Origin of the sequence: Vibrio sp. Evd11 (genome assembly GCF_900382755.1) — a bacterium.
GTDB classification, from domain to species: Bacteria; Pseudomonadota; Gammaproteobacteria; order Enterobacterales; family Vibrionaceae; genus Vibrio; species Vibrio lentus.
This window is the reverse complement of sequence record NZ_OSDX01000008.1, coordinates 90512-110847: the sequence shown is the minus strand read 5'-3', so window position 1 is coordinate 110847 and position 20336 is coordinate 90512. Positions and strand designations below refer to the sequence as shown.

At 41.2% G+C, this 20336-nt stretch carries 15 protein-coding genes and 2 pseudogenes; 7 read left to right on the top strand and 10 right to left on the bottom strand.

What is annotated here, in order from left to right:
- Positions 1-271: 271 nt before the first annotated feature.
- Positions 272-1144 carry a patatin-like phospholipase family protein gene (locus tag ED652_RS05455; RefSeq protein WP_122053774.1) on the bottom strand — a complete coding sequence of 291 codons (873 nt, stop codon included), beginning with the start codon at positions 1142-1144 and terminating at the stop codon, positions 272-274.
- 83 nt (positions 1145-1227) lie between these two features.
- Positions 1228-1566: a cytosolic protein gene (locus ED652_RS05450; RefSeq protein WP_122053773.1), complete on the bottom strand. Its 339-nt coding sequence runs from the start codon at positions 1564-1566 to the stop codon at positions 1228-1230.
- Positions 1567-1880: 314 nt separating this feature from the next.
- On the opposite strand from ED652_RS05450, the gene ED652_RS05445 reads away from it, so the two are divergent.
- Entirely contained in the window at positions 1881-3389 is a 1509-nt protein-coding gene (locus ED652_RS05445) for a DUF3360 domain-containing protein (protein WP_122053772.1), read from the top strand.
- Between the two features lie 117 nt (positions 3390-3506).
- On the opposite strand, the gene ED652_RS05440 is transcribed toward ED652_RS05445, so the two are convergent.
- Positions 3507-4433 (bottom strand): hypothetical protein, encoded by a 927-nt coding sequence (locus ED652_RS05440; RefSeq protein WP_122053771.1) that lies wholly within the window; start codon positions 4431-4433, stop codon positions 3507-3509.
- 313 nt (positions 4434-4746) lie between these two features.
- Positions 4747-5018: pseudogene (locus ED652_RS05435) on the bottom strand (cytosolic protein).
- A gap of 300 nt (positions 5019-5318) precedes the next feature.
- On the opposite strand from ED652_RS05435, the gene ED652_RS05430 reads away from it, so the two are divergent.
- Positions 5319-5801, top strand: coding sequence for a hypothetical protein (locus tag ED652_RS05430; RefSeq protein WP_122053770.1), 483 nt, complete (start codon positions 5319-5321; stop codon positions 5799-5801).
- Between the two features lie 23 nt (positions 5802-5824).
- The gene (locus tag ED652_RS05425) at positions 5825-7021 is read left to right on the top strand and encodes a hypothetical protein (RefSeq protein WP_122053769.1); all 1197 of its coding nucleotides are present in this window, start codon (positions 5825-5827) and stop codon (positions 7019-7021) included.
- Positions 7022-7184: 163 nt separating this feature from the next.
- Here the strand turns inward: ED652_RS05425 and ED652_RS23950 are convergent.
- Positions 7185-7328, bottom strand: a pseudogene (locus tag ED652_RS23950) (alpha/beta hydrolase); the annotation flags it as partial.
- 64 nt (positions 7329-7392) lie between these two features.
- On the opposite strand from ED652_RS23950, the gene ED652_RS05420 reads away from it, so the two are divergent.
- Positions 7393-7650, top strand: coding sequence for a hypothetical protein (locus ED652_RS05420; protein WP_122053768.1), 258 nt, complete (start codon positions 7393-7395; stop codon positions 7648-7650).
- Between the two features lie 302 nt (positions 7651-7952).
- Here the strand turns inward: ED652_RS05420 and ED652_RS05415 are convergent, their stop codons facing one another.
- Positions 7953-8825 carry an alpha/beta fold hydrolase gene (locus tag ED652_RS05415; RefSeq protein WP_122053767.1) on the bottom strand — a complete coding sequence of 291 codons (873 nt, stop codon included), beginning with the start codon at positions 8823-8825 and terminating at the stop codon, positions 7953-7955.
- Positions 8826-9127: 302 nt separating this feature from the next.
- Between ED652_RS05415 and ED652_RS05410 the strand changes: the two genes are divergently transcribed.
- From ED652_RS05410 to ED652_RS05400, 3 genes are read left to right on the top strand one after another with little or no spacing between them, the layout of a single operon-like run.
- Positions 9128-12358: a hypothetical protein gene (locus ED652_RS05410; RefSeq protein WP_122053766.1), complete on the top strand. Its 3231-nt coding sequence runs from the start codon at positions 9128-9130 to the stop codon at positions 12356-12358.
- Between the two features lies 1 nt (position 12359).
- A complete protein-coding gene (locus ED652_RS05405; protein ID WP_122053765.1) occupies positions 12360-12806 on the top strand; it encodes a response regulator in 447 nt (148 codons plus the stop codon).
- Entirely contained in the window at positions 12799-13968 is a 1170-nt protein-coding gene (locus tag ED652_RS05400; protein ID WP_122053764.1) for a response regulator, read from the top strand. Before ED652_RS05405 ends, ED652_RS05400 begins: the two co-directional genes overlap by 8 nt.
- Positions 13969-14047: 79 nt before the next feature.
- Here the strand turns inward: ED652_RS05400 and pheT are convergent, their stop codons facing one another.
- From pheT to ED652_RS05380, 4 genes are all read right to left on the bottom strand, one after another.
- Entirely contained in the window at positions 14048-16435 is a 2388-nt protein-coding gene (pheT, locus tag ED652_RS05395; RefSeq protein WP_102344653.1) for a phenylalanine--tRNA ligase subunit beta, read from the bottom strand.
- A gap of 18 nt (positions 16436-16453) precedes the next feature.
- Positions 16454-17437: a phenylalanine--tRNA ligase subunit alpha gene (gene pheS / locus ED652_RS05390; RefSeq protein WP_004734764.1), complete on the bottom strand. Its 984-nt coding sequence runs from the start codon at positions 17435-17437 to the stop codon at positions 16454-16456.
- Positions 17438-17748: 311 nt separating this feature from the next.
- Positions 17749-18858 carry a GGDEF domain-containing protein gene (locus tag ED652_RS05385; RefSeq protein ID WP_122053763.1) on the bottom strand — a complete coding sequence of 370 codons (1110 nt, stop codon included), beginning with the start codon at positions 18856-18858 and terminating at the stop codon, positions 17749-17751.
- Positions 18859-19094: 236 nt separating this feature from the next.
- A complete protein-coding gene (locus ED652_RS05380) occupies positions 19095-20327 on the bottom strand; it encodes a hypothetical protein (RefSeq protein WP_104210539.1) in 1233 nt (410 codons plus the stop codon).
- Positions 20328-20336: the final 9 nt, after the last annotated feature.

Below are 20336 nucleotides of genomic sequence, written 5' to 3'. Positions count from 1 at the left end.
GAGCTGATTTTTGCAGCGAGTTGCTGGGTATTTATACAAGGCAGAGGCATCGATGTGTAGCTAGCCTACATGAGAAGCCGATAACGCAGTAGAAATGACCAGCAAACGCTGCCCGAAGGGTTCGGCTAAAAGCGTTTTACTCTTTGTTGAGGGAGATTTGCTTAGAATGACTAGGCTACTTCTCCCTCGCCGCGATTAAAACGCTTTTATCTCGAACACAATTTAACCGCGAAAGGTCAACACGCCCTAATCTCATTCAGCAGCAAACACATTAAAGTCGGTTGCCCAGTTTAGCCTGTGCCAAATGGTAGCCTCTATCTATCATCTCTTGTGAGCGATCAAACTCTAAGGTGCCACAGGCATTACGTGGGATCTCAAGCGTAATATCGGCAGGATAAGCGGCCAGTTTTTGGCGAGCAATGGTCGATTGCATCGCATCAAACGCTTGGTTGGCAATGTCGTAGGCTGCAAAGTTAAAGCTCATTTTGCTTTTTACACTGCTACCTAGATTATCGATAAAGTGGACGACCTTGTCGTGCAAGTTGCCCTCTTTCGCAGGTAAAGAAGCAGGGTTCACTTCCTGTTGTACCATTTCAGGTTCACCACCTAAGTTCACAGCCAAAGTAACGTCTGTATTGTCTCCAAAGGTAGGCGCTATCGGTACGGGATTGAGTACACCGCCATCAATGAGCTCTTCGCCATTAATAACATGAGGTGTGAAGAACAGTGGCAAAGAGATAGAGGCGCGAATAGCATCAAAAAGAGAGCCTGATTGCAGCCAAACCTCTTTTTCATCGGCGACGTTGGCAGCGACGGCGGTATAAGGGATGGGCAGAGCTTCAATTGAAATCTCGCCGATCAACTCACGTAGTGTGTCGATGATCTTGTCCCCTTTGAACATCCCGCTCGATTGCCATGAAAAGTCCAACATCATAGCCATATCCGATTGGTCGATACTGGTGACCCACTCTTCAAATTCATCCAACTTGCCCGCAGCGTAGACACCACCGATAAGTGCACCAATTGAACAGCCAGAGATGGATTTTATCTGATAGCCATGCTCCATTAACCAGCGGATGATTCCAACGTGCACCAAGCCTCTTGCGCCACCACTGCCAAGTACCAATGAGATCGTTTTTGCCATCGTATTAATCCTTTAGTTTTAAATTCTAGGTGGGCTAACTCGCCGATTTGCCAACTCGCCGATCTCAACTCACTGAATCACTCTCAGTCCATACGGGTAATGAAGGTTTGCTCGTCATCGACAAAAGCCACGTAGTCGCCGTGATAGATAAAAATCCGACCACGCCCTTCAACGATACACGCAAGCTGTGGGTTCAAATCTTCTTCAAGATTTTCACTTTGATACGTGCCGGTATCAGTGATCACACCGCGGAGTGTAGGCAGAAATCCATAGCTGCGTTTGGCTTGATCAATCAGGCTCAATTCACTGACAGTAGAGAAGTAAGATGGGATTGGGCCTGCATCTTCGATAAACATAGTTTTCAGTTCTTCAAAAGCTGTAATTACCAGCCAGTCGATGCCGTTAACATGATGGATAAACATTGTTTATAAATACCTAGTTTCTCGATAATTCTGATGCGGAGATTCTATCACTATCAGTGCATAACGTGGGAGAAATTAAAGGACTACAAATAACCAGACACCCACTATCTACAGAGTCTAATACTAGTCGACCTACTCTACGACTAATGTCTAACTAACTGAGTCTATTTGTTTTTTTTGGTTTGGTATAAGGTAATAACTACTAAATGTTAATGAATCTTTAATTATAAGTTGACATGTTGTTTGCGCTTCTGCGTGAGTAAATTACGTTTGTTGGAACAACACACCTCAGAGTGTGAAAGAAAGGAATCAAAATGAGCAGCACTTTAGAGTCGGTACATATACGAAGAGATAAGCCTCAAGCCAACGAGGACGAACTCTCCTATGAACAACAACACAAACCAAGCTCAGAGTTTGACTCCCGAGAACAGTATTTAGAACACGAATTACAAATCATGTCGCCTAAGCGCTGGCGTCCAAATTTGCCGTTTAAAGATTATCGATTCGAGATAGAAGACACCATCCCAGCGATGGCAGCGACCATTGGTAAAGTGGTGATGGTGGGCGCGATTGCTGCTACCTTTGCGGGGGCTCTCGGATTAAATGAAGACTTCATTCTAGAAAACGTTCGTTATGAACTCCTCATCGCCTCCGTTTTCATTATTATTTTCTCTGGCTTCCTATTGCCGACCGCGAACCTCGCAGGTACACACGGCCCACTCATCCCTTTAATTCCGATTGTTGTTGCAGCAGGCGGTCACCCTATGGCGTTTGGATTGCTGATTGGCGCTTTTGGCCTAATCTTAGCCATCAGTAAAGGTGGCAGCATGTTGGCCAACCTCACCAGTAAAGGCGTGTGTGGTGGCTTATTGCTCTACCTCGGCTTTGTTGGAACCGCCTCTCAAGTGAAAAAGCTGTTCGCTTGGGCAGAGGGAATTGGCATGAGCCATATCGCGTTTGTCGTAATCTTTTGCACCATTATCTTGTACGCGTTATTGGAACACTTCCGTAAGCGTTGGCTAGCTGTGCCTCTTAGCTGCTTACTGGGTGGTACGATTGCATTTGCCATGGGCGCGCCATTTGCTTTCCACACTGAGCCAGGCTTACCTAACATGAACCCTATGTATTGGTGGGGAGAAGATACAGGTTGGATGCTAGGCCTACCGACGATTGAACACTTCATGGTGGTATTGCCGTTTGCGATTCTAGCCGTAGCGATGTGGTCGCCAGATTTCTTAGGGCATCAAGTGTTTCAAAAGATCAGCTATCCAGAACGTACCGAAAAAGTACACATGAACATTGATGACACCATGACCACGGCTTCAATTCGTCAAACGTTCGGCTCTCTGCTCGGTGGTACTAACTTTACGTCTTCATGGGGTACTTACATCGTACCAGCGGCGATTGCTAAACGCCCTATTCCTGCTGGTGCATTGCTTACAGCTCTGTTCTGTATCATCGCCGCAGTTTGGGGTTACCCAATGGATCTAGCTATCTGGCAACCTGTATTGTGTGTAGCACTTATTGTTGGGGTATTTGTGCCATTGCTAGAAGCTGGAATGGAAATGACTCGTGAAGGGAAAACCACACAATCAGCAGCGATTGTTGTATTTTCTTCAGCGCTCGTTAACCCTGCATTTGGTTGGGCTCTCACCATGCTGTTAGATAACTTAGGCTTAGTCGGTTGTAAAGAACGCAGTAGTGAGCTTAGTAAAATGAGCCGTTGGGTGTTGCCTGGCATTATGTTTATTGTGCTAAGTGGCGTGATGGCGCTGGTTGGCCTTCTACCGGGGATTCCCGCGATTATCCCAAGCTTTCGTTAAACTCGATTAATATTGAGTTTTGGTCGAAATACGAAAAGGCCTCGCAATCGCGAGGCCTTAGTTTTATCTAAGTATCAACGAGCGAACAGCGAAGCAATTTACGATAGTAAAACTAAATTAACTGGAGAGCCATTCGTCCAATACTGTGATGAATTTAGGGTTGATGAGATAACCGATGGAAGCGTGCGGATTACTTTTCCCGTTGCGAATATTGAGGTTGTAAATGGGGTGAATATCTTTCATTCCGCCGGGTATCAGATCCAGTTTGAGCATATCTTTAAAGTCATTTCTAATTTTGCTGTCATGAGAGATAAAGTCATCTTCTGCCGATATGTTTATCCATTGCTGAATGTTTAAAGGGTACTTCTTCTCATCTTTCAAGCGACTCCCCTTTAGCCTATCTTTTACGTTTTCATCACCTAACGGTGACCCGAGCGTAAGCAATAAGTTGACCTTCTTGTCTGCACCATAGCCGTGTCTATACTCTCCGTAATGAGACAGCTTCCACAACACGTCGTAACTGATCATCGATCCGAGACTGTGCGATACAATCATCACGTCATCCTGATTATCAAGCGCTTCCTTCAGCTCAACCATTAGCCTATGCCTGACATCGCTGCCAAAATAGGTATCTTCATTCCAATAATGCGCCATGTCCGGCGCGACCTTCGTTATGAGTGTCTCAGCCATACCTAGCTTTCCAAATAGCGATGAAAATGTGTCTGCTAACGCCTCTTTTAGAAAACCAATTTTAGATACCTGGTTATACGTTGTTTTATTGAACTGACTTGTCTTGTACTTTTTGAGTTCAGACAGCGCTTGCTGTCGACTTGCAGGGTCTTCCGTTGGTTTCTCTAACAATGTGTTCGATAGTTCACCGTAATAAACAAAGCGTTTATCGACATCTTTAAAAGCTTGTAATGAACTTGATTCTCCACAATCTCGCTGTAAGCCATGCTCTATAGCATCGTACCAGAGTGCTTGAAGGTGAGCTTTATCGGGCTTTTGAGCGCGACCATGAATGAATATTATTTTCTTAGCCATAGCAGGACGTCCTAAACACATAGTTAAAGTGATTATCACTAGAAAGTACCTCCTAAATTCGGTCAGCCCTTACTAATAACAGGGGTGATAATTACGTATCTAGGGGTGGGTGATAGGTCATTTATATAACTATGAGGCCATCGTTTAAGGACCATAAACGAATGAACGATGCGATCATCACTCGCAAATTGAAATGAATGTAGCGAGCAAAAGCTCCAACTCACAAAAAGGCCTCGCACACGCGAGGCCTTAGTTTTATCTATCAACGGTTACATCCATCTTTTAACAACTACAGCGCCCTACTTCACTGGCTTTAGTCCATTCGGGTAGTGAAGGTTTGCCCGTCATCGACGAAAGCCACATAGCCGCCGTGGTAAATGAACATACGACCACGGCCTTCAACGATACACGCCAGTTGTGGGTTCAAGTCTTCTTCTAGATCTTTACTTTGGTAAGTACTGGTATCAGTGATGACGTCGTGAAGTGTAGCAAAAAACCATAGCTGCGCTTGGCTTGATTAATCAGGCTCAATTCACTGTTTCTAGAAAAGTAAGATGGGATTGGGCCAGCATCTTCGATGAACATCGGTTTTAGTTCTTCAAAGGCGGTAGGCGTGTGAGAAATCGAGTTAGAGAAAACAGTAGCTTTTTACCATTTGGGAACATTCAGCAGACCGAACAGTAACAACGTCAAAATTGGTATTTTATTCTAACTCAAATACGCGCCTTTACACATCTAGATCAACAAAAGAAAAGTTATGCAACTAGTTTTTTACACTTTTACAGAAAGTGTGAGATAACACCAAAAGACACTACATGCGCTCGACTACCATTATTCACAAATTGCTCAATATTTAATCAAGCCAAACATAAGAAAGGTTATGTCATGCAGCTAGAACTAGATTCGATAAAAATCGCTTTAATGAATTACTTTGAAGGAAGCTGGGAGTCCAACGCGGCTTCCATGAGTGATTTAGATAAGGTAGTTATCGGCTTAGATGATCAGTATACCCCTGTTACCAAAGACGAAATTTTGTCGATTATTCAAACAAGTCCAAGCTTATTAATACCAGATAGTTCGACATTTAGTCATCAATTGTCAGATTGTGATGACTACGCACTTCAATTGAAGGCACTCACCGTTGCTTTATATCGTCAAAAGGCTTGGCAAGGCGCACAAGTTTCACCGCCGGCCATTGGGATGGTTATTACTCAAAGCCATGCGTTCAATTTCATTATATGGGACAAATTAGGTGAAGCTACTGCCGCAATCATTGATCCAAGTGAACAAACACCAGTCTTCTATGATGTGTTGGCTGATGGAAGACACACATTGGGTACATTTCCAATCCAGTTAATCTATATATAAATAAGAGATAAAGAGAGGCTTATATGAAACGTCAAATAGCTAGTTTTTCTGCGGTTACATTAACTTTGCTGCTGATTGGTTGTACAACTACCAGTGAAGTACATCCATTAACTCAGAGAACAACTTTAGATGCGCAAACTCCGCAAGGAATTGCATTTTCTTTACCAAAAACAATCTTCGAGATGGAAATCTCCTACGGGCATTACGAAATAAAAACATACTCCATAGATGACAAGGGGAAAAGAGGGAAAGCTACTACCACGCAAAAGATAGTCCTAGAAAAGCCTATTGTCTTGAGAACACTCACAGTACCTGATTACTCAGCGTCATTTGTCTTTGATCCAAACAGTCTTGACGCATTTACTAAAGATACAGATATCACTCTAGACTTTGTGAACGGGATGTTTAAATCGACTAATATCATTGTCGATGACAAAACGACTGAGATTGTAGGAAACGTCGCATCTACTGTAGTAAATACTGCTATATCAGTAGCAGTGGCAGGAACGACTGAGAAGGAAGTAGAAACTAAGCTACTCAAAGAGGTCGTTGTGAAAAGACAAATAGACCCTAACAAATTATCTTTTGAAAAAAAAGAGAATATCTATGAAGCGCTCTATGACGAGATTGGAGACGCCAACGCGCTGTTTGGCACAAGCAATTTGAAGAATCCGATAATTGAGCTAAAGATTGTATCATCAGAAGACTGGCCTAGTGACAAAGCTTTGGGTATCACTCAGCTGAAAGACAGCGGTAAACCGCTCGCTGGAATTCCGTACAGATTGGGGGGGGCGGTTGAGGCACAAATATTACTTAACAAACGAGAGGCTTACAGTGGGTTCCACACAGTTAAGCAGCTTGGTGGTGTAGCCATAATTCCGTTAAATGCCAAAGCGTTCTCTGATGTGACTCAAGGGCTAAGCTTTGGAAACGATGGTTCAGAGCTTGTAAAGTACACATCGAAAGGAACAAGCAGTGGAGAAGCTCTAAGCCTAACTGCCAGCCAAACATCAGCTGCAGTTAAACAAGGGCTTATCGATAGAGAGCAATCCAAGCTCGATATGATTAAGAAGCAACGAGAGAATCAATTGGCAACAGCAGAGTTGGGTCAAGGTGAGTCCTTGGCCTTAATCGAAGCAGAGCTTGCAGTAATCAATAAAAAAGTGGAGTTGGCCGAAGCGCAACTGAAATTAGCTGAAGCTGAAGCAAAACTAGAGTAGGGTGTTCAGTTCCATAGTGTTAACGCGATTCAATGATAATACTAAAAATCGATTGGCTGCATTTACAAGATTAAAACACATTTTGCCAATCTAAAATTAGCCCTACCCTCTTCAACAAAGGCCTCTCTTACTTGAGGCCTTCATTTTTTATCGAACCAGCGCCCTACCTTACTGACTGCACCGCTTTCATCAACGTTGCGTTGAACTGGTCTGATTGCTCTAGCTTTGGGAAGTAGCCTCAATCTTCAATGTAATAAATGCTGTAATCCTTGATGTGTTTCTTGTTCGCTTCTGAATCCGTCAACCTCAAAATTTCTTGCTAAAAAGGTAGAAAAGTTTATAGTATTTTTACGTTAAAAATGAGAATCGATATGTCATTACAGAAGAAGCAACCTAAAGTATCACTGAACATTAAAATCTCTTCAGACTTGGATGCTCGCCTTAAACTAGCGAGAAAAGCAGCGCGTGAACAAGGGCTAATGTTCAATGTATCTCAAGAAGTTGAAAAGTTTCTTGAGAAGGAAATAAAGAAAGTGGAACGCCAGCTATCAATCGATGAAGAGATTAAGAACAACCTCGAGGATCTTGGTGGGCTTAATATAGATAAAATGATGAAATCAATGGATTAATCAAAACACTAACGTATTGATTAAAATGAATTTAAAAATGACAAAGCGTGGAGATGATTATGGGCACAATAATTGGACTGTTAATTTTGGCTGGTATCAGTGTATTCCTAAAGCGTCAAACGGGGCTTCATTTGCATGAGTGGATTGCAAAAAAATATAAAGAATCTCAAGACAAAAAATAATGGACTCTATCAGATTGACAGATTCCATCGATTTGACTCAGAAAACTAAGGCCTAGTACACACGAGGCCTTTGTTTTATCTATAGGATGATTACATCCATATTTTAACAACTACAGTGCCCTACTTCACTGACTTCACCGCGTTCATCAACGTTGTGTTGAACTGCTCAGGTTGCTCGAGCATTGGGAAATGGCCTGAGTCTTCGATGTAGTAAATGCTGTAATCCTTGATGTGTTTCTTGTTCGCTTCTGAATCCGTTGGCCATAAGCGAGCGTTAACCAATATCACTGGCACATTCACGTTCTCATACACGCGGTGTGCTTCGCCTGTCACGTATTGGCCTAGATAATGGCGAAACTGGTTTATTGCGATAGCTGGAGGCGCTGAGGCCATGTCTTGTGTTACCCAATAAAGTAAATCTGCGTCTACGTCTTTTGGTAGCGAGTCTTTCACGAACATAGTAATGCCCGTTTGGAAATCAGCTTCAAATGGTTTGGTCATTGCATCTAGGTCGCTTTGTGAAACCGCTAGTGCGACGTTTTGAGATGTGTCGACACCAATAATGCCCTTCACTCTTTTCGGCATCAGTTTAGCGGCTTCTGCAATCACACCACCCGCCATTGAATGCCCTACTAAGATGACGGATTCGAGTTGTTCTTTCTCGACTACGGCTTTGATGTCTTCAGCGAACGCAACCATGGTGTACTCTTCGCGGTTGAACGACGAGTTACCGTGCCCTGCTAAGTCCATAGTAATCACTTGGTACTGCTTTGAAAACTCACTCACTTGGTTTTGCCAAAGCCTACTGTCTAAGCTCCAACCATGAATAAAGATCAGCGCCGTATCCCCGCTCCCACTTTTGCCATAAGCAATTTGCTCACCATCGTGAGATATCGCAATACCATACTTAACCGTTGAGTCATGAGCCATGGCATTCATACTACCAAGCGTCATGAATACGAAGAGTGTGAGGTTTAGAATTAAACGTTTCATAGTGTCTCTCTACTTACTTTGGAGGGAACGCAGAAAGCGTCCCTCTCAATCAATATAGCCACTATAAAGTGTGAAGTTGTAGTCGGGTCAAGGGGTTCAGATAAAATAGAAAAAACGTTACCTCTACTCAATTTTTTACATTACATCGACACCACTCTTTTCGACTCTTAGATCATAAATAAATGAATTCACACTTAGAGCGCTTCTATCTCAAGCTAAGGTTCAAACTGCTAGGTATAATAGAGAAAATTATATATAATTCATACAGTTAAAACACAACTATTGATAGATAAGTTAGTAAAATGAAAAAACAATATAACTTCAGGAAAGAATTGACTCAGAGTTTGAAAATTAAAGATGCTACGACTTTCATTACAACTCTAAGAAAAAAGTTGAGCAACCCGATTTTCCAAGCATCTCTGCTATTTAGCAAATCAAAGTTTTTAAAAACCCCGTTCGGTGGCGATGAAAGTATGCTTCCAGATGCTAGTCCTGAGCATGTTCTATCAATAATTTTAATAAAATTACAAAAAGAAAAAAAACTACTTGGTTCATTCAACATTTTAAAATCAAAATATGAAAGCCAAGTATTAAAAGGAAACTATCTAGAAGCTCTAAACACAATTGAAGAAGTGAAAAATATATCTGGATTGTCTTGTTGGTTCATTGAATGCAAATTTGCATTATTAGCTACATTAGAAAAATATGATGAGTTCGAAGAATTCTATAATGAGCTAACTAAAAACACTAAATCTGACCTTGAAAAGAGAGATATTGATCTAATCTTTGAAAGAACATCACCTAATAGTATCGCTGAAAGGATTGAATTCTCATTAGACTCACTAAAAGAAGGATTAGTACAAGAAGAAGCATTCGATGCGCATGTAGTCGATTTTCTCCATAGATTTGATGCCTCAAAAAAGTATGACTCTACAACAATTATATCATATTTTTGGCAAAGCAACATTGTAGATATATATAATATCATCTGTCGACTGTTGTTCACTAATTCTATTGACTATGATTTAGTTACTTACTTAAAAAGTAGTTTACTAGAATTAGCAGACTCAACAAACTCAAATAGAATAAAAAACTATTTTAGCAATGATTTTGATAATTATCTTGAAGAACAAATCGAAGAAGATTTTATCAAGATATGTGACACTTATATCACTGGTAACTATAGATATTGTATCAGTCTTTGCGAAGATTTTCTTAACAAATACCCTTATGCTTCTTCTATATATGAATTCTACTGTAATTCTCTTTTGAATGAAAATTGGGTTGCTGCACTAGATAATAACGGATTACTTAAGGAATTAATTGAACTAAACCTTGACTATAATGAAAAAAATGAAGCTAGAAAAAACAAGATATTTTTAAGGTTCAACAACATTGATTCGGTTCAATTTATTACACTTAGAAAGAACAAAAAAATAATTTCATTTTCAGAAGAAAAGCTTAAATCAATTGAAAATATCTATGATTTCTTTGAGTGTACTGTAATACCAAAGAACCCTTTCAATTCAAAATTTATAATTAGCACCTCGATAAGCTCAAGTATTACAAATAATTCTGATGAATTCATTGATCAGATACCAGAATATAGAGTAAAGAAAAGGTTGGCCGATAAGTTATTTCACGAAAAAAAATTCGACCTTGCCATTGAAACTTATATAAGCATTCAAGACAACCCTCACCATATGGTTAGTGAAATTAGCAATAAAATAATTCTATCGTACTTCAGTAACAATCGTGTTGATTTTGCTTGCAAATACATTTCCGATATGTATTTTTCAGGTAAACTAAGTATTGAAAGGCTCGACAAAAAACAAATAATTGACATCTTGGAAGATTGTGACCCTGTAGATCAACCTACCGTTGAGATCCCTATTAGCTTACATTTACTAACGACCAAGAAAGACTCTCAGATAGTAGCATTACATTTAGATGATTATCTAGATTATCTAGAACTAACAAAGCCAAGCGATATAAGTATTGATGATGAGAAACACAAATTTATGCTTCATAAAGTTTGCAACTTGGACGTTCTCGAGTCTCTACATATCATTAGAAAAATCTACCCAACATCAAACGATAGAATGCTAGATAGGACTCTGATTCTATCCAAACTTAAAACTGATTTATCATACAAAGAAGAAGAAATAACCAAAGAGCTTGAATTCCTTCAGCATCAATTCTCTAGAAACTTATGTGTATCTGATGTCGAACCAGGTAAAATAAACATCAATACAGAAATGATCGCCGAGATATTTAAGTCCGAGAAGAAAAATATAATATCTAGTTTTGAACTGGCTTATGCGAATGAAAAAGACAACTTTGAGTTCAGCTTAGATAAGATCTCAAGTCAAGTTAATAGTAACTTGTTTGTAAGTGCATATGAGTTTTTCATGGCTATTAGAGATATCTATACGTTAGACCAAAAATACGGCCTAGATTATCAACTTAATACAAATATAAGACACAACGGTATCGTCCCATCTTTAAGAGCTATTTTTGAAAGCGAAGGGATCATATGTGACCATGAAAACAATCAATACAAAGATAATATAAATTTTGAGACAACATGCCGAAGCCTTCTAGTCCGATATAAATACGAAGAGCTTCAAAATAAAATCAAGAAATTCTCAAAGAGAATAGATACAAGAATAAATAAATTAAAATCAGTCTATATGCATGTTGCCACCAATGATAAGGATGACAAAGAAAAATTATTCAAAATAATAATTGACGAGTCAGATGTTTTTAAGTTGCTTGTTTTTACAAATAGTAATAACGACATTGATTCATGTATTAATTATTGTCTGGGGATTATGAATAACAAGTCCGAAGAGTGTTTAAATGTTGGCCGTGCTCTAATACAAATTGGGCTTGGTGAATTGTTTAAGAAGGAATTAAAAAGCTTGGAAACAACTCTTAAAGGGAGTTTTTCGACAAAGTTTATAGACGCTATATCAATAACTCGAAATGAATTAGATAACCGTCTAGAAAACATATCTCAATGGTTAAATTTCTCAGAGTATAGTGCTGATGATTTTCTCTTAGAAGTTGCTTTGTATGAAGCTAAAAGTTTTGTAGATACAATTTTCTGCAATGTAAACGTTGAACTTGAAATAAACAACACTTTCAATAAAAAAATTGACGGGCAATACTTAATGTCATTTATTAATATATTTATACTAATATTTGAGAATGCTTGTAAAAGAAGAAAAAACAAAGACGAAATAACAATAGTAATAACCACATCATTAATGAAAGAGACTGTGTCTATTGAAATTTCCAACCTATCAAAAAATATAGATAAAGAAATTATCCATATGATCAATAGTAACATCAATGATGTAAGCAAATTACATAATGCTAATAAAGAAAAAAATAGTGGCGTATATAAGGTTAAAAAACACTTAGAACTTGATATTGCTGTTCCAAATAGCATAGAAATTCAGAGTTCAGGAGATGAGTTTATATTTACTATTGAGATTGATTGTTTAGATATTTGTTCAGGAGTTTAGAATGGAAAACAAAAAGGTTCTTATAGTTGAAGATAATCCTGTTAAGTTAGAATCTATAATCGAAGCTATAGATATTTATAACTTAAATGTTGAGACCGTAGTAACACCTGCAGATGCAATTGCTAACCTACGAGAAAATAAATATGATTTATTTATACTTGACATGAGTTTACCTAGTTACGAAGAAGAGAAAAATTCAATAGGTTCTTTATCAGGAAAACAAATCCTTCAAACCATGAAACACAAAAGAATGTCAGCTCCTACTGTAATTATTACACAATGGGACGTATTTGGTCATCACGATGACACTGTAGCTCTCAATAAACTCAAAGACGAATTACTAACCAAGTTCTCTAAAAATCTTCATGATGTAATATTTTGGGATAAATCTGATGAATCATGGAAGGAAAAACTACGTTCTGTATTAGAGGTTATTATTAATGATTGATTTTTTAGTTGTCGAAGATTCTTCCGAAAAATTTGAGAGTATTAAAGAGCTACTATTATCTGTTAATAAAAATTTCTATATTAAGCATGTAGAAAACAGTGAAGATGCGATGCAGCAAATGCTTAAAAGAAGCTATGCTTTCGTAATATTAGATATACAAATACCTAACACAGCAAACGAAAAAGCTAAGAACCCTGAAGGAGGAGTCGAGCTTTTACGCTGGGTTAAACACAAACAAAAAAGAAAAAAGATAACACCACCAAAAAACATTATCGTCCTAACTGAATACTCACAACTAAGAGATAAATATACTGAAGAGAACCAAGGTTATCGCGTTTTCACCTACTTATATAGTCCATCAGATATGACTTGGAAAACCAAAATCATTGACTATGTAGAAGAGTATCAATTGACAACATCTGACAAAACGTTACCTAACAATGATTCTAAAATAGTCTTTTCTGTCCATGGCATTAATACACATGGAGAGTGGCAAAACGAATTTGATCAATTTATTCAAGGTAACAGATGTGAATATACACACCTTCTATACGACTACCAATACTTCCCTGTGACCAGTTTTTTATTTCCTCCTAGAAGAAAAATAGAGGTCGAAAGGTTAACAAGAGAATTCCAGCTCGTTGCGCGTAAGTATCCAAATGCGAAAGTACAATTAGTCGGCCATAGTTTCGGTACATATTTGATCGCCGAAGCTCTAAAAAATATTCCTAATGAACATTCGCCAACTTTTGACAAAGTAATTTTAAATGGTTCAGTGTTAAAAAGTGGCTATAACTGGTCAGAAATAGTAACAAAGCATGGTATTACAAAAATCGTTAATAATTGTGCTTTGAATGACAAAGCACTTTTAGCAAGCCAATCATTAGCAATTGGTTTAGGTATGGCAGGCAGAGAAGGTTTTAAAGGAAGTTTAACTGACATTATGATAAATAGGTTCTACAAAGGAGGTCATAGTGCGTGTTTATCTACCGAGCAGTTTACTCAATGGTTCAATTTATTCGAGCACTCAAACGTACTAAAAGCGGACAATAGAGGTGAAGTAACAGCAACCACCACAATAAAAAACACTCTAATTACTTTATTGCCAGCTATATTCCCCACCACCGTTATAGCTCTATTATTTTGGTTAACTAATTTATAATACAAGAAGGAATCCTTCCTTAGCAAACAAAAAAGGCCTCGCAATGCGAGGCCTTTGGTTTTCTATCTATCAGAAGAGATTAGTCGCGAAGTGCTGCGCCGAATTTCTCTGAGATTGAAGCTACGATAGCATCTACTGAACCAGCGATGTCTGCATCTTCTAGTGTGCGCTCTACAGACTGTAGGCTAAGTGCGATAGCTAGGCTCTTCTTACCTTCTTCAACGCCTTGACCAACGTATACGTCGAACAGTTTAGCGCCTGTTAGGAATTCGCCACCAGCAGCGATACACGCTTCTACGATGTCGCCAGAAGCTACTGCTTCGTCAACAACTACTGCGATATCACGACGGTTTGCAGGGAACTTAGATACTGCTACTGCTTCTGGAAGCACGCGAGTGTTGATAGCTGCCCATTCGATTTCGAATACGATAGTGCGACCGTTAAGACCAAACTTACGCTCTAGTTCTGGGTGAACAGTACCAATGATACCCACTTCTTTACCGTCTACTACGATAGCCGCAGTTTGACCTGGGTGAAGTGCTGGGTGCTTAGCTGCTTTGAAGCTGTATGCGATTTCGTTTGCAGAAAGCTCAAGAACTGCTTCTAGGTCACCTTTAAGATCGAAGAAATCTACAGTGTTAGTTGCAATGTCCCAGTGCTCTTCGCCACGAGTACCAGAGATAACGCCCGCAAGCATCATTTCTTGGCGCATGCCGTTTTCAGCCGTTGCTTCAGGGATGAAACGTAGACCTGATTCGAATAGACGAACGCGAGACTGTTGACGCTTCTGGTTGTGAACAACTGTGTTTAGAAGACCTTGGATTAGGCCAAGACGCATTGCTGACATGTCCGCAGAGATTGGGAATGGCAGGATTAGCGGTTCAACACCAGGTACAACAAGTTTTTGCTGTTCTGGTTCTACGAAGCTGTATGTGATTGCTTCGTGGTAGCCACGGTCTACAAGAAGGTCACGAACGCGCTTAAGCGGTTGGTTAGCTTCTTTGTGGTCATTCATTTTAAGTGCCGCTTTAGGCGCTTGGTTTGGAATGTTATCGTAACCGTAGATACGACCTACTTCTTCAATTAGGTCTTGCTCGATTGCGATATCAAAACGCCAAGATGGAGACGTTGCCGTCCAACCAGCATCAGTGCTTTCAACTTCACAACCTAGGCGAGTAAGAATCTCCACTACGTCTGTAGATGGGATTTCGTGACCTAGTAGGCTGTCTAGTTTAGCGCGACGTAGAGCAACTACGTTTGCTTTAGGAAGATCAGCTTCAGATTCGCTGCCGTTTACTGGCGCAACTTCACCACCACAGATTTCAACTAGAAGCTGTGTTGCACGCTCCATAGCTGCTGCTTGAAGTGTTGAATCAACACCACGTTCGAAACGTAGAGAAGAATCAGTGTGAAGGCCGTAAGCACGTGCGCGACCACGGATGTGATCCGGTGCGAAGAATGCCGCTTCAAGAAGAACGTCAGTTGTTTCAGTAGTAACACCTGAATCTTGACCGCCAAAGATACCAGCGATTGCTAGAGCTTTGTTTTGGTCTGCGATAACAAGTGTGTTGCTGTTTAGTTCAGCTTCGTTGCCATCTAGAAGTGTTAGCTTTTCGCCCTGCTCTGCTAGACGAACCACGATACCGCCTTCGATCTTAGCTAGATCAAATGCGTGCATTGGTTGGCCTTGCTCTAGCATCACGTAGTTTGTGATGTCTACAACTGGGTCGATTGAACGGATACCACAACGACGCAGTTTTTCTTGCATCCAGATTGGAGATTCCGCTTTCACGTTTACGTTCTTAACCACACGGCCAAGGTAACGTGGACAAGCATCAGTTGCTTTGATTTCAACAGATACTGTGTCTTCAATGCTTGTTGCAACAGCGTCAACTGTTGGCTCTGTAACGTCTGCGCGGTTTAGTACGCCAACTTCACGAGCAAGGCCACGGATGCTGAAGCAGTCTGCGCGGTTTGCTGTTAGGTCTACGTCGATAGTTACGTCGTTAAGCTCAAGAAGCTCACGTACGTCCATACCTAGCGTTGTGCCTTCTGGCAGCTCAAGGATGCCGTCAGACTCTACGTCGATACCTAGCTCAGAGAAAGAACAAAGCATGCCGTGCGATGGAACGCCACGTAGTTTTGCTTTCTTGATTTTGAAGTCACCAGGAAGTACTGCGCCAACTGTTGCTACTGCTACAGTTAGGCCAAGACGACAGTTAGATGCACCACATACGATGTCTAAAAGCTCTTCTTCGCCGATATCAATTTTAGTTACTTGTAGTTTGTCTGCGTCTGGGTGCTGACCGCACTCAACCACTTTACCTACTTTAACGCCGGTGAATTCACCAGCAACAGGTTCTACATCGTCAACTTCCAAACCAGCCATAGTGATTTGGTGAGCTAGCTCTTCGCTGTTAATTGCAGGTTTAACCCACTCGCGTAGCCAAGATTCACTGAATTTCATAGTTTTGACTGCCCCGGATTACTTGAATTGTTTAAGGAAACGAAGGTCGTTCTCGAAGAACGCACGAAGGTCATTTACGCCGTAACGAAGCATCGTTAGACGCTCTACACCCATACCGAATGCAAAACCAGAGTATTTCTCAGGGTCGATGCCAACAGAGCGAAGTACGTTAGGGTGAACCATGCCACAGCCTAGAACTTCTAGCCATTTGCCATCTTTACGTTTCACGTCAACTTCAGCTGAAGGCTCTGTGAACGGGAAGAATGAAGGACGGAAACGCACTTCAACTTCTTCTTCAAAGAAGTTACAAAGGAAATCGTTAAGAATGCCTTTAAGTTGTGCGAAGTTTACGTTCTCATCAACTAACATACCTTCCACTTGGTGGAACATTGGCGTGTGAGTTTGATCGTAGTCGTTACGGTAAACACGACCCGGAGCAATGAAGCGGAAAGGCGGTTTGCCGTTTTCCATCGTACGGATTTGAACACCAGAAGTGTGCGTACGTAGCATTAGATCAGGGTTGAAGAAGAAAGTATCGTGATCAGTACGAGCTGGGTGATCGTCTGCGATGTTTAGTGCATCAAAGTTGTGGAATGCATCTTCGATCTCAGGGCCAGACTCAGTGCTAAAGCCAAGCTCACCAAAGAACTGTTCGATACGCTCAACTGTGCGAGTTACTGGGTGAAGACCACCGTTCTCAATGCGACGACCTGGTAGGCTCACATCGATAGTTTCTTCAGCTAGTTTCGCTTCAAGCTCTGCACGTTGAAGTGCGTCTTTGCGAGCTGCGATCGCTTGTTGAACAGCACCTTTCGCTTTGTTGATCTCTTGACCAGCAGTGCGACGCTCTTCAGGTGGAAGTTTACCTAGGCTTTGTAGTTGAAGAGTTAGTTCACCCTTCTTACCTAAATACTGAACTCGCACTTCATCAAGTGCGACTAACGAATCTGCTGTATCAATAGCAGTCGTTGCATTAGCAATGATCTCTTCTAGATGTTGCATCATTTCCTCATCTACCAGTTGGTAGTGTCCGTATCGGATGATTAGTTTTTTTAGATAGCTACACATAGTAATCAAACACGCATCCAATGCCAAATTGAATCGCTAAAAGAGCAAGTTATTGACTAAAAACACGGCAAATTTAACAGGATATTAATGAGGAGTAGGAAGAAGTGGAACAATTACTGGTACCACTCCTTAATTTGGAAGCGAATCACGCTCAAAAACTAAAGCGAGCTAGGTTTTAGATTTAAAGTGAACTGAGCGCTAAAACTGACGAGAGCTATGGTTCTAAATCTTAAGTAAATCGAGGTCTAAATCTGAATCGAACAAACGCTGTTCTTCCCCGCGTTTTTCGCTAAATAAACGGACTCATCAGCCGCTTTAATCAATTCATTCATGGTTTCGAATTCTTGGGTCATTTCAGCCACACCAACACTAATGCTGCCAATCCAAGCTTGGTTGCCGGTTTCGACCTCTAATTCAGACACTTTCTGTCGAGTCGTTTCTGCGATGTGCATGCCCCCTTTAAGATCGGTATCAGGGCAGATAACCAAGAACTCATCGCCCCCTAATCGGCACACAATATCATCGTTGCGGAATGTGTTTTTCAGTTCACGCGAGAGGGTTTTTAACACCAAATCGCCTGCATCATGGCCACTGGTATCATTAATGCGCTTGAAGTGGTCGGCATCAATCATAATGCACACCAAAGGCACGCCAAGTTCTTTGGAGTCTTGCCAATGCACGGCTAACTGTTTAAAAGCGCAGCGGCGGTTAGGCAAATTAGTGAGTGAGTCTGTTAAGGACAGTTCTTCAAGTTTCTTATTCGCTTGTTTTAACTCTGCCGTACGCTCCTCGACTTTGTCTTCGAGTAACTGATTGAAGCGTAACAACTGTTTGTTGCGTTCAGATACCTGCTCAAATAAGCCTTTAAGCGCGGCTAATAAAGGGAGGGTTGACGAGTCTTGCTGCTTTTCTTCTGCTTCAAAGGCTTGGAGAGGGGTTGCACCCTCTTCTATCGCGGCCACTTGTCGCGCCATGTTTTGGTCGATGCCGAGGATGTGATAAGCAAGCCAATGAATGAGGAAATCCAGTAGCTGACGTGCTGACGCCTGATCTTCTTCCAAGATGAAAGCTTGCATGCTGTAGATATCTTGCATAAACACACGATGCACTTTGATGTGTTCTTCAATGTGTAAGTCATAGAGTCCGCAATCTCTCATCAAAGATTCTTCTTCTTTAAAATGAAATTCGGCATAGCGAGTGAGGTCGAGTAAAGCGACGCTCATGTCGTCTATAGAGATCGTATTCTCTGACAACAGGTTTCCGTAGTGATTGATAAAACCAACAAGGTATTGATGTTGTTCGTCTACGACACCAATGCCTGTTTCAAAGTTTTTATCCCAATTAAATGAATTCATAAATCCCTTAGGGCCGATACCACCAGCACAACTTACATGCATATTCGGAGGTTATAGAGGTTCGAAAAATATAACCATCTTACCTATGGGGCTATTCGATTGTTTGATCCACTTTATAAAAAGACGACGTTGAACATTCTAAATATGGCTCATCTTAAATTTGAGACGCTCCCCTTAAGAAGAACGCCTCATGAAGCTAATATTTACTTTTTGGAAATGCTCACTTTTTGTAAAGACTAAAAATAGTATTCCAACGCCATCTCAACAAAATCATCCTTGCGCGCGAAGAACAACAAGTCTTCTGGGGTTTCGTTCTCAAACAACCAAGCGTTGAGTCGCCACTTGAGGTTGTTGTTGATACGGCTTGATGCTTCGAGCTTTGCACTGTAGACATCGCTGTTATCTAAGTCTTGAGTGATGCCTGTAAGCACTTCGGTGCCGTCTTCATCGTTCAAGGCGAAGCGCGCACCAAGGAACACATCGTTTTGACCGATGGTTTGGGCGTTGTTGCCTCGGCTGTCATACAAGTATTCAGCAATGAAGCCGATATCCCAGTATGATTCAAGCGCCCCAACCCAAGTGTATTCAAAACCTGTCGCGACGCCAGTGTGGTTGTCGTAGCTGTCGCGATAAATGCTTTCCAGCTTCCATAACCAATCACCGATAATGCCTTGCACATCCAACCCGAAGTGCTGCATTTGCGCGTAATACGGCTTCAGTTCATTACCTTCTACGCGGTAATAAGGGTCGCGATTTGTGCCGCCTAAGTAACTTAAACCGACATCCCAATCGCCGTACATTTGGCTATAGCGCAGTGCCACATCGACGTGCTTTTCTTCTCTCGAAGATTCGTAAAGTGCATCGTCCGATACAGGCACCGTTGGCCTTAATCGACCGTCCTCCCCTGCGAAGGTACGTTCACGAAAATACGGCAGTAACATGGCATCGATGGTTCCCCAGTCTTTGATCGAAGTGAAATGCACCATAGGCTGACCCAACTTGGATTCTCCATCGACCGATTCAATGGCATCGGTTTGGTTTACCACATCCACCAAGTGCGCCGATTCGGTTACACCCCAAAACACCTTACCGACACCCGCTCGCAGTTCATAATCGTCCCAATAATTGAGATACAGAGCTTCACGAACGTCGCCATGGGTGCGCTCATCGTCTTCGCTGTCTAGGCGATAAAACGGCGTGAAGGTAAAGCTGCCGTTGCCCTCTTGTTGCTCCCAATAAAACTCTGGTTGTAACACCAGTGAGCTTTGTCCTTTATCTTGCCCTTGCAAACCGTCACTGAAGAACTGCCTGTGTTCAAGGTTAACTTGCCCTGCAAGCTCTGGGGTGACTTGTTCTACGAACTCAGAGCTAAAACCAGCTGCCACACAAGGCAACGACACTTGCATAAGCCCCACAGTCGCTGCCAAGGTTAAAGATAACTGCGTTCCTGTTAACACAATCCTTTTCATATTCTTGCC

Coding starts and splice junctions, on each gene's coding strand:
- ED652_RS05400 (WP_122053764.1), top strand. CDS start 12,799: ATGATTGATTTTTTAGTTGTCGAAGATTCTTCCGAAAAATTTGAGAGT.
- ED652_RS05410 (WP_122053766.1), top strand. CDS start 9,128: ATGAAAAAACAATATAACTTCAGGAAAGAATTGACTCAGAGTTTGAAA.
- ED652_RS05380 (WP_104210539.1), bottom strand. CDS start 20,327: ATGAAAAGGATTGTGTTAACAGGAACGCAGTTATCTTTAACCTTGGCA.
- ED652_RS05450 (WP_122053773.1), bottom strand. CDS start 1,566: ATGTTTATCCATCATGTTAACGGCATCGACTGGCTGGTAATTACAGCT.
- ED652_RS05445 (WP_122053772.1), top strand. CDS start 1,881: ATGAGCAGCACTTTAGAGTCGGTACATATACGAAGAGATAAGCCTCAA.
- ED652_RS05440 (WP_122053771.1), bottom strand. CDS start 4,433: ATGGCTAAGAAAATAATATTCATTCATGGTCGCGCTCAAAAGCCCGAT.
- ED652_RS05430 (WP_122053770.1), top strand. CDS start 5,319: ATGCAGCTAGAACTAGATTCGATAAAAATCGCTTTAATGAATTACTTT.
- ED652_RS05420 (WP_122053768.1), top strand. CDS start 7,393: ATGTCATTACAGAAGAAGCAACCTAAAGTATCACTGAACATTAAAATC.
- ED652_RS05425 (WP_122053769.1), top strand. CDS start 5,825: ATGAAACGTCAAATAGCTAGTTTTTCTGCGGTTACATTAACTTTGCTG.
- ED652_RS05385 (WP_122053763.1), bottom strand. CDS start 18,858: ATGAATTCATTTAATTGGGATAAAAACTTTGAAACAGGCATTGGTGTC.
- ED652_RS05415 (WP_122053767.1), bottom strand. CDS start 8,825: ATGAAACGTTTAATTCTAAACCTCACACTCTTCGTATTCATGACGCTT.
- ED652_RS05405 (WP_122053765.1), top strand. CDS start 12,360: ATGGAAAACAAAAAGGTTCTTATAGTTGAAGATAATCCTGTTAAGTTA.
- pheS (WP_004734764.1), bottom strand. CDS start 17,437: ATGCAACATCTAGAAGAGATCATTGCTAATGCAACGACTGCTATTGAT.
- pheT (WP_102344653.1), bottom strand. CDS start 16,435: ATGAAATTCAGTGAATCTTGGCTACGCGAGTGGGTTAAACCTGCAATT.
- ED652_RS05455 (WP_122053774.1), bottom strand. CDS start 1,144: ATGGCAAAAACGATCTCATTGGTACTTGGCAGTGGTGGCGCAAGAGGC.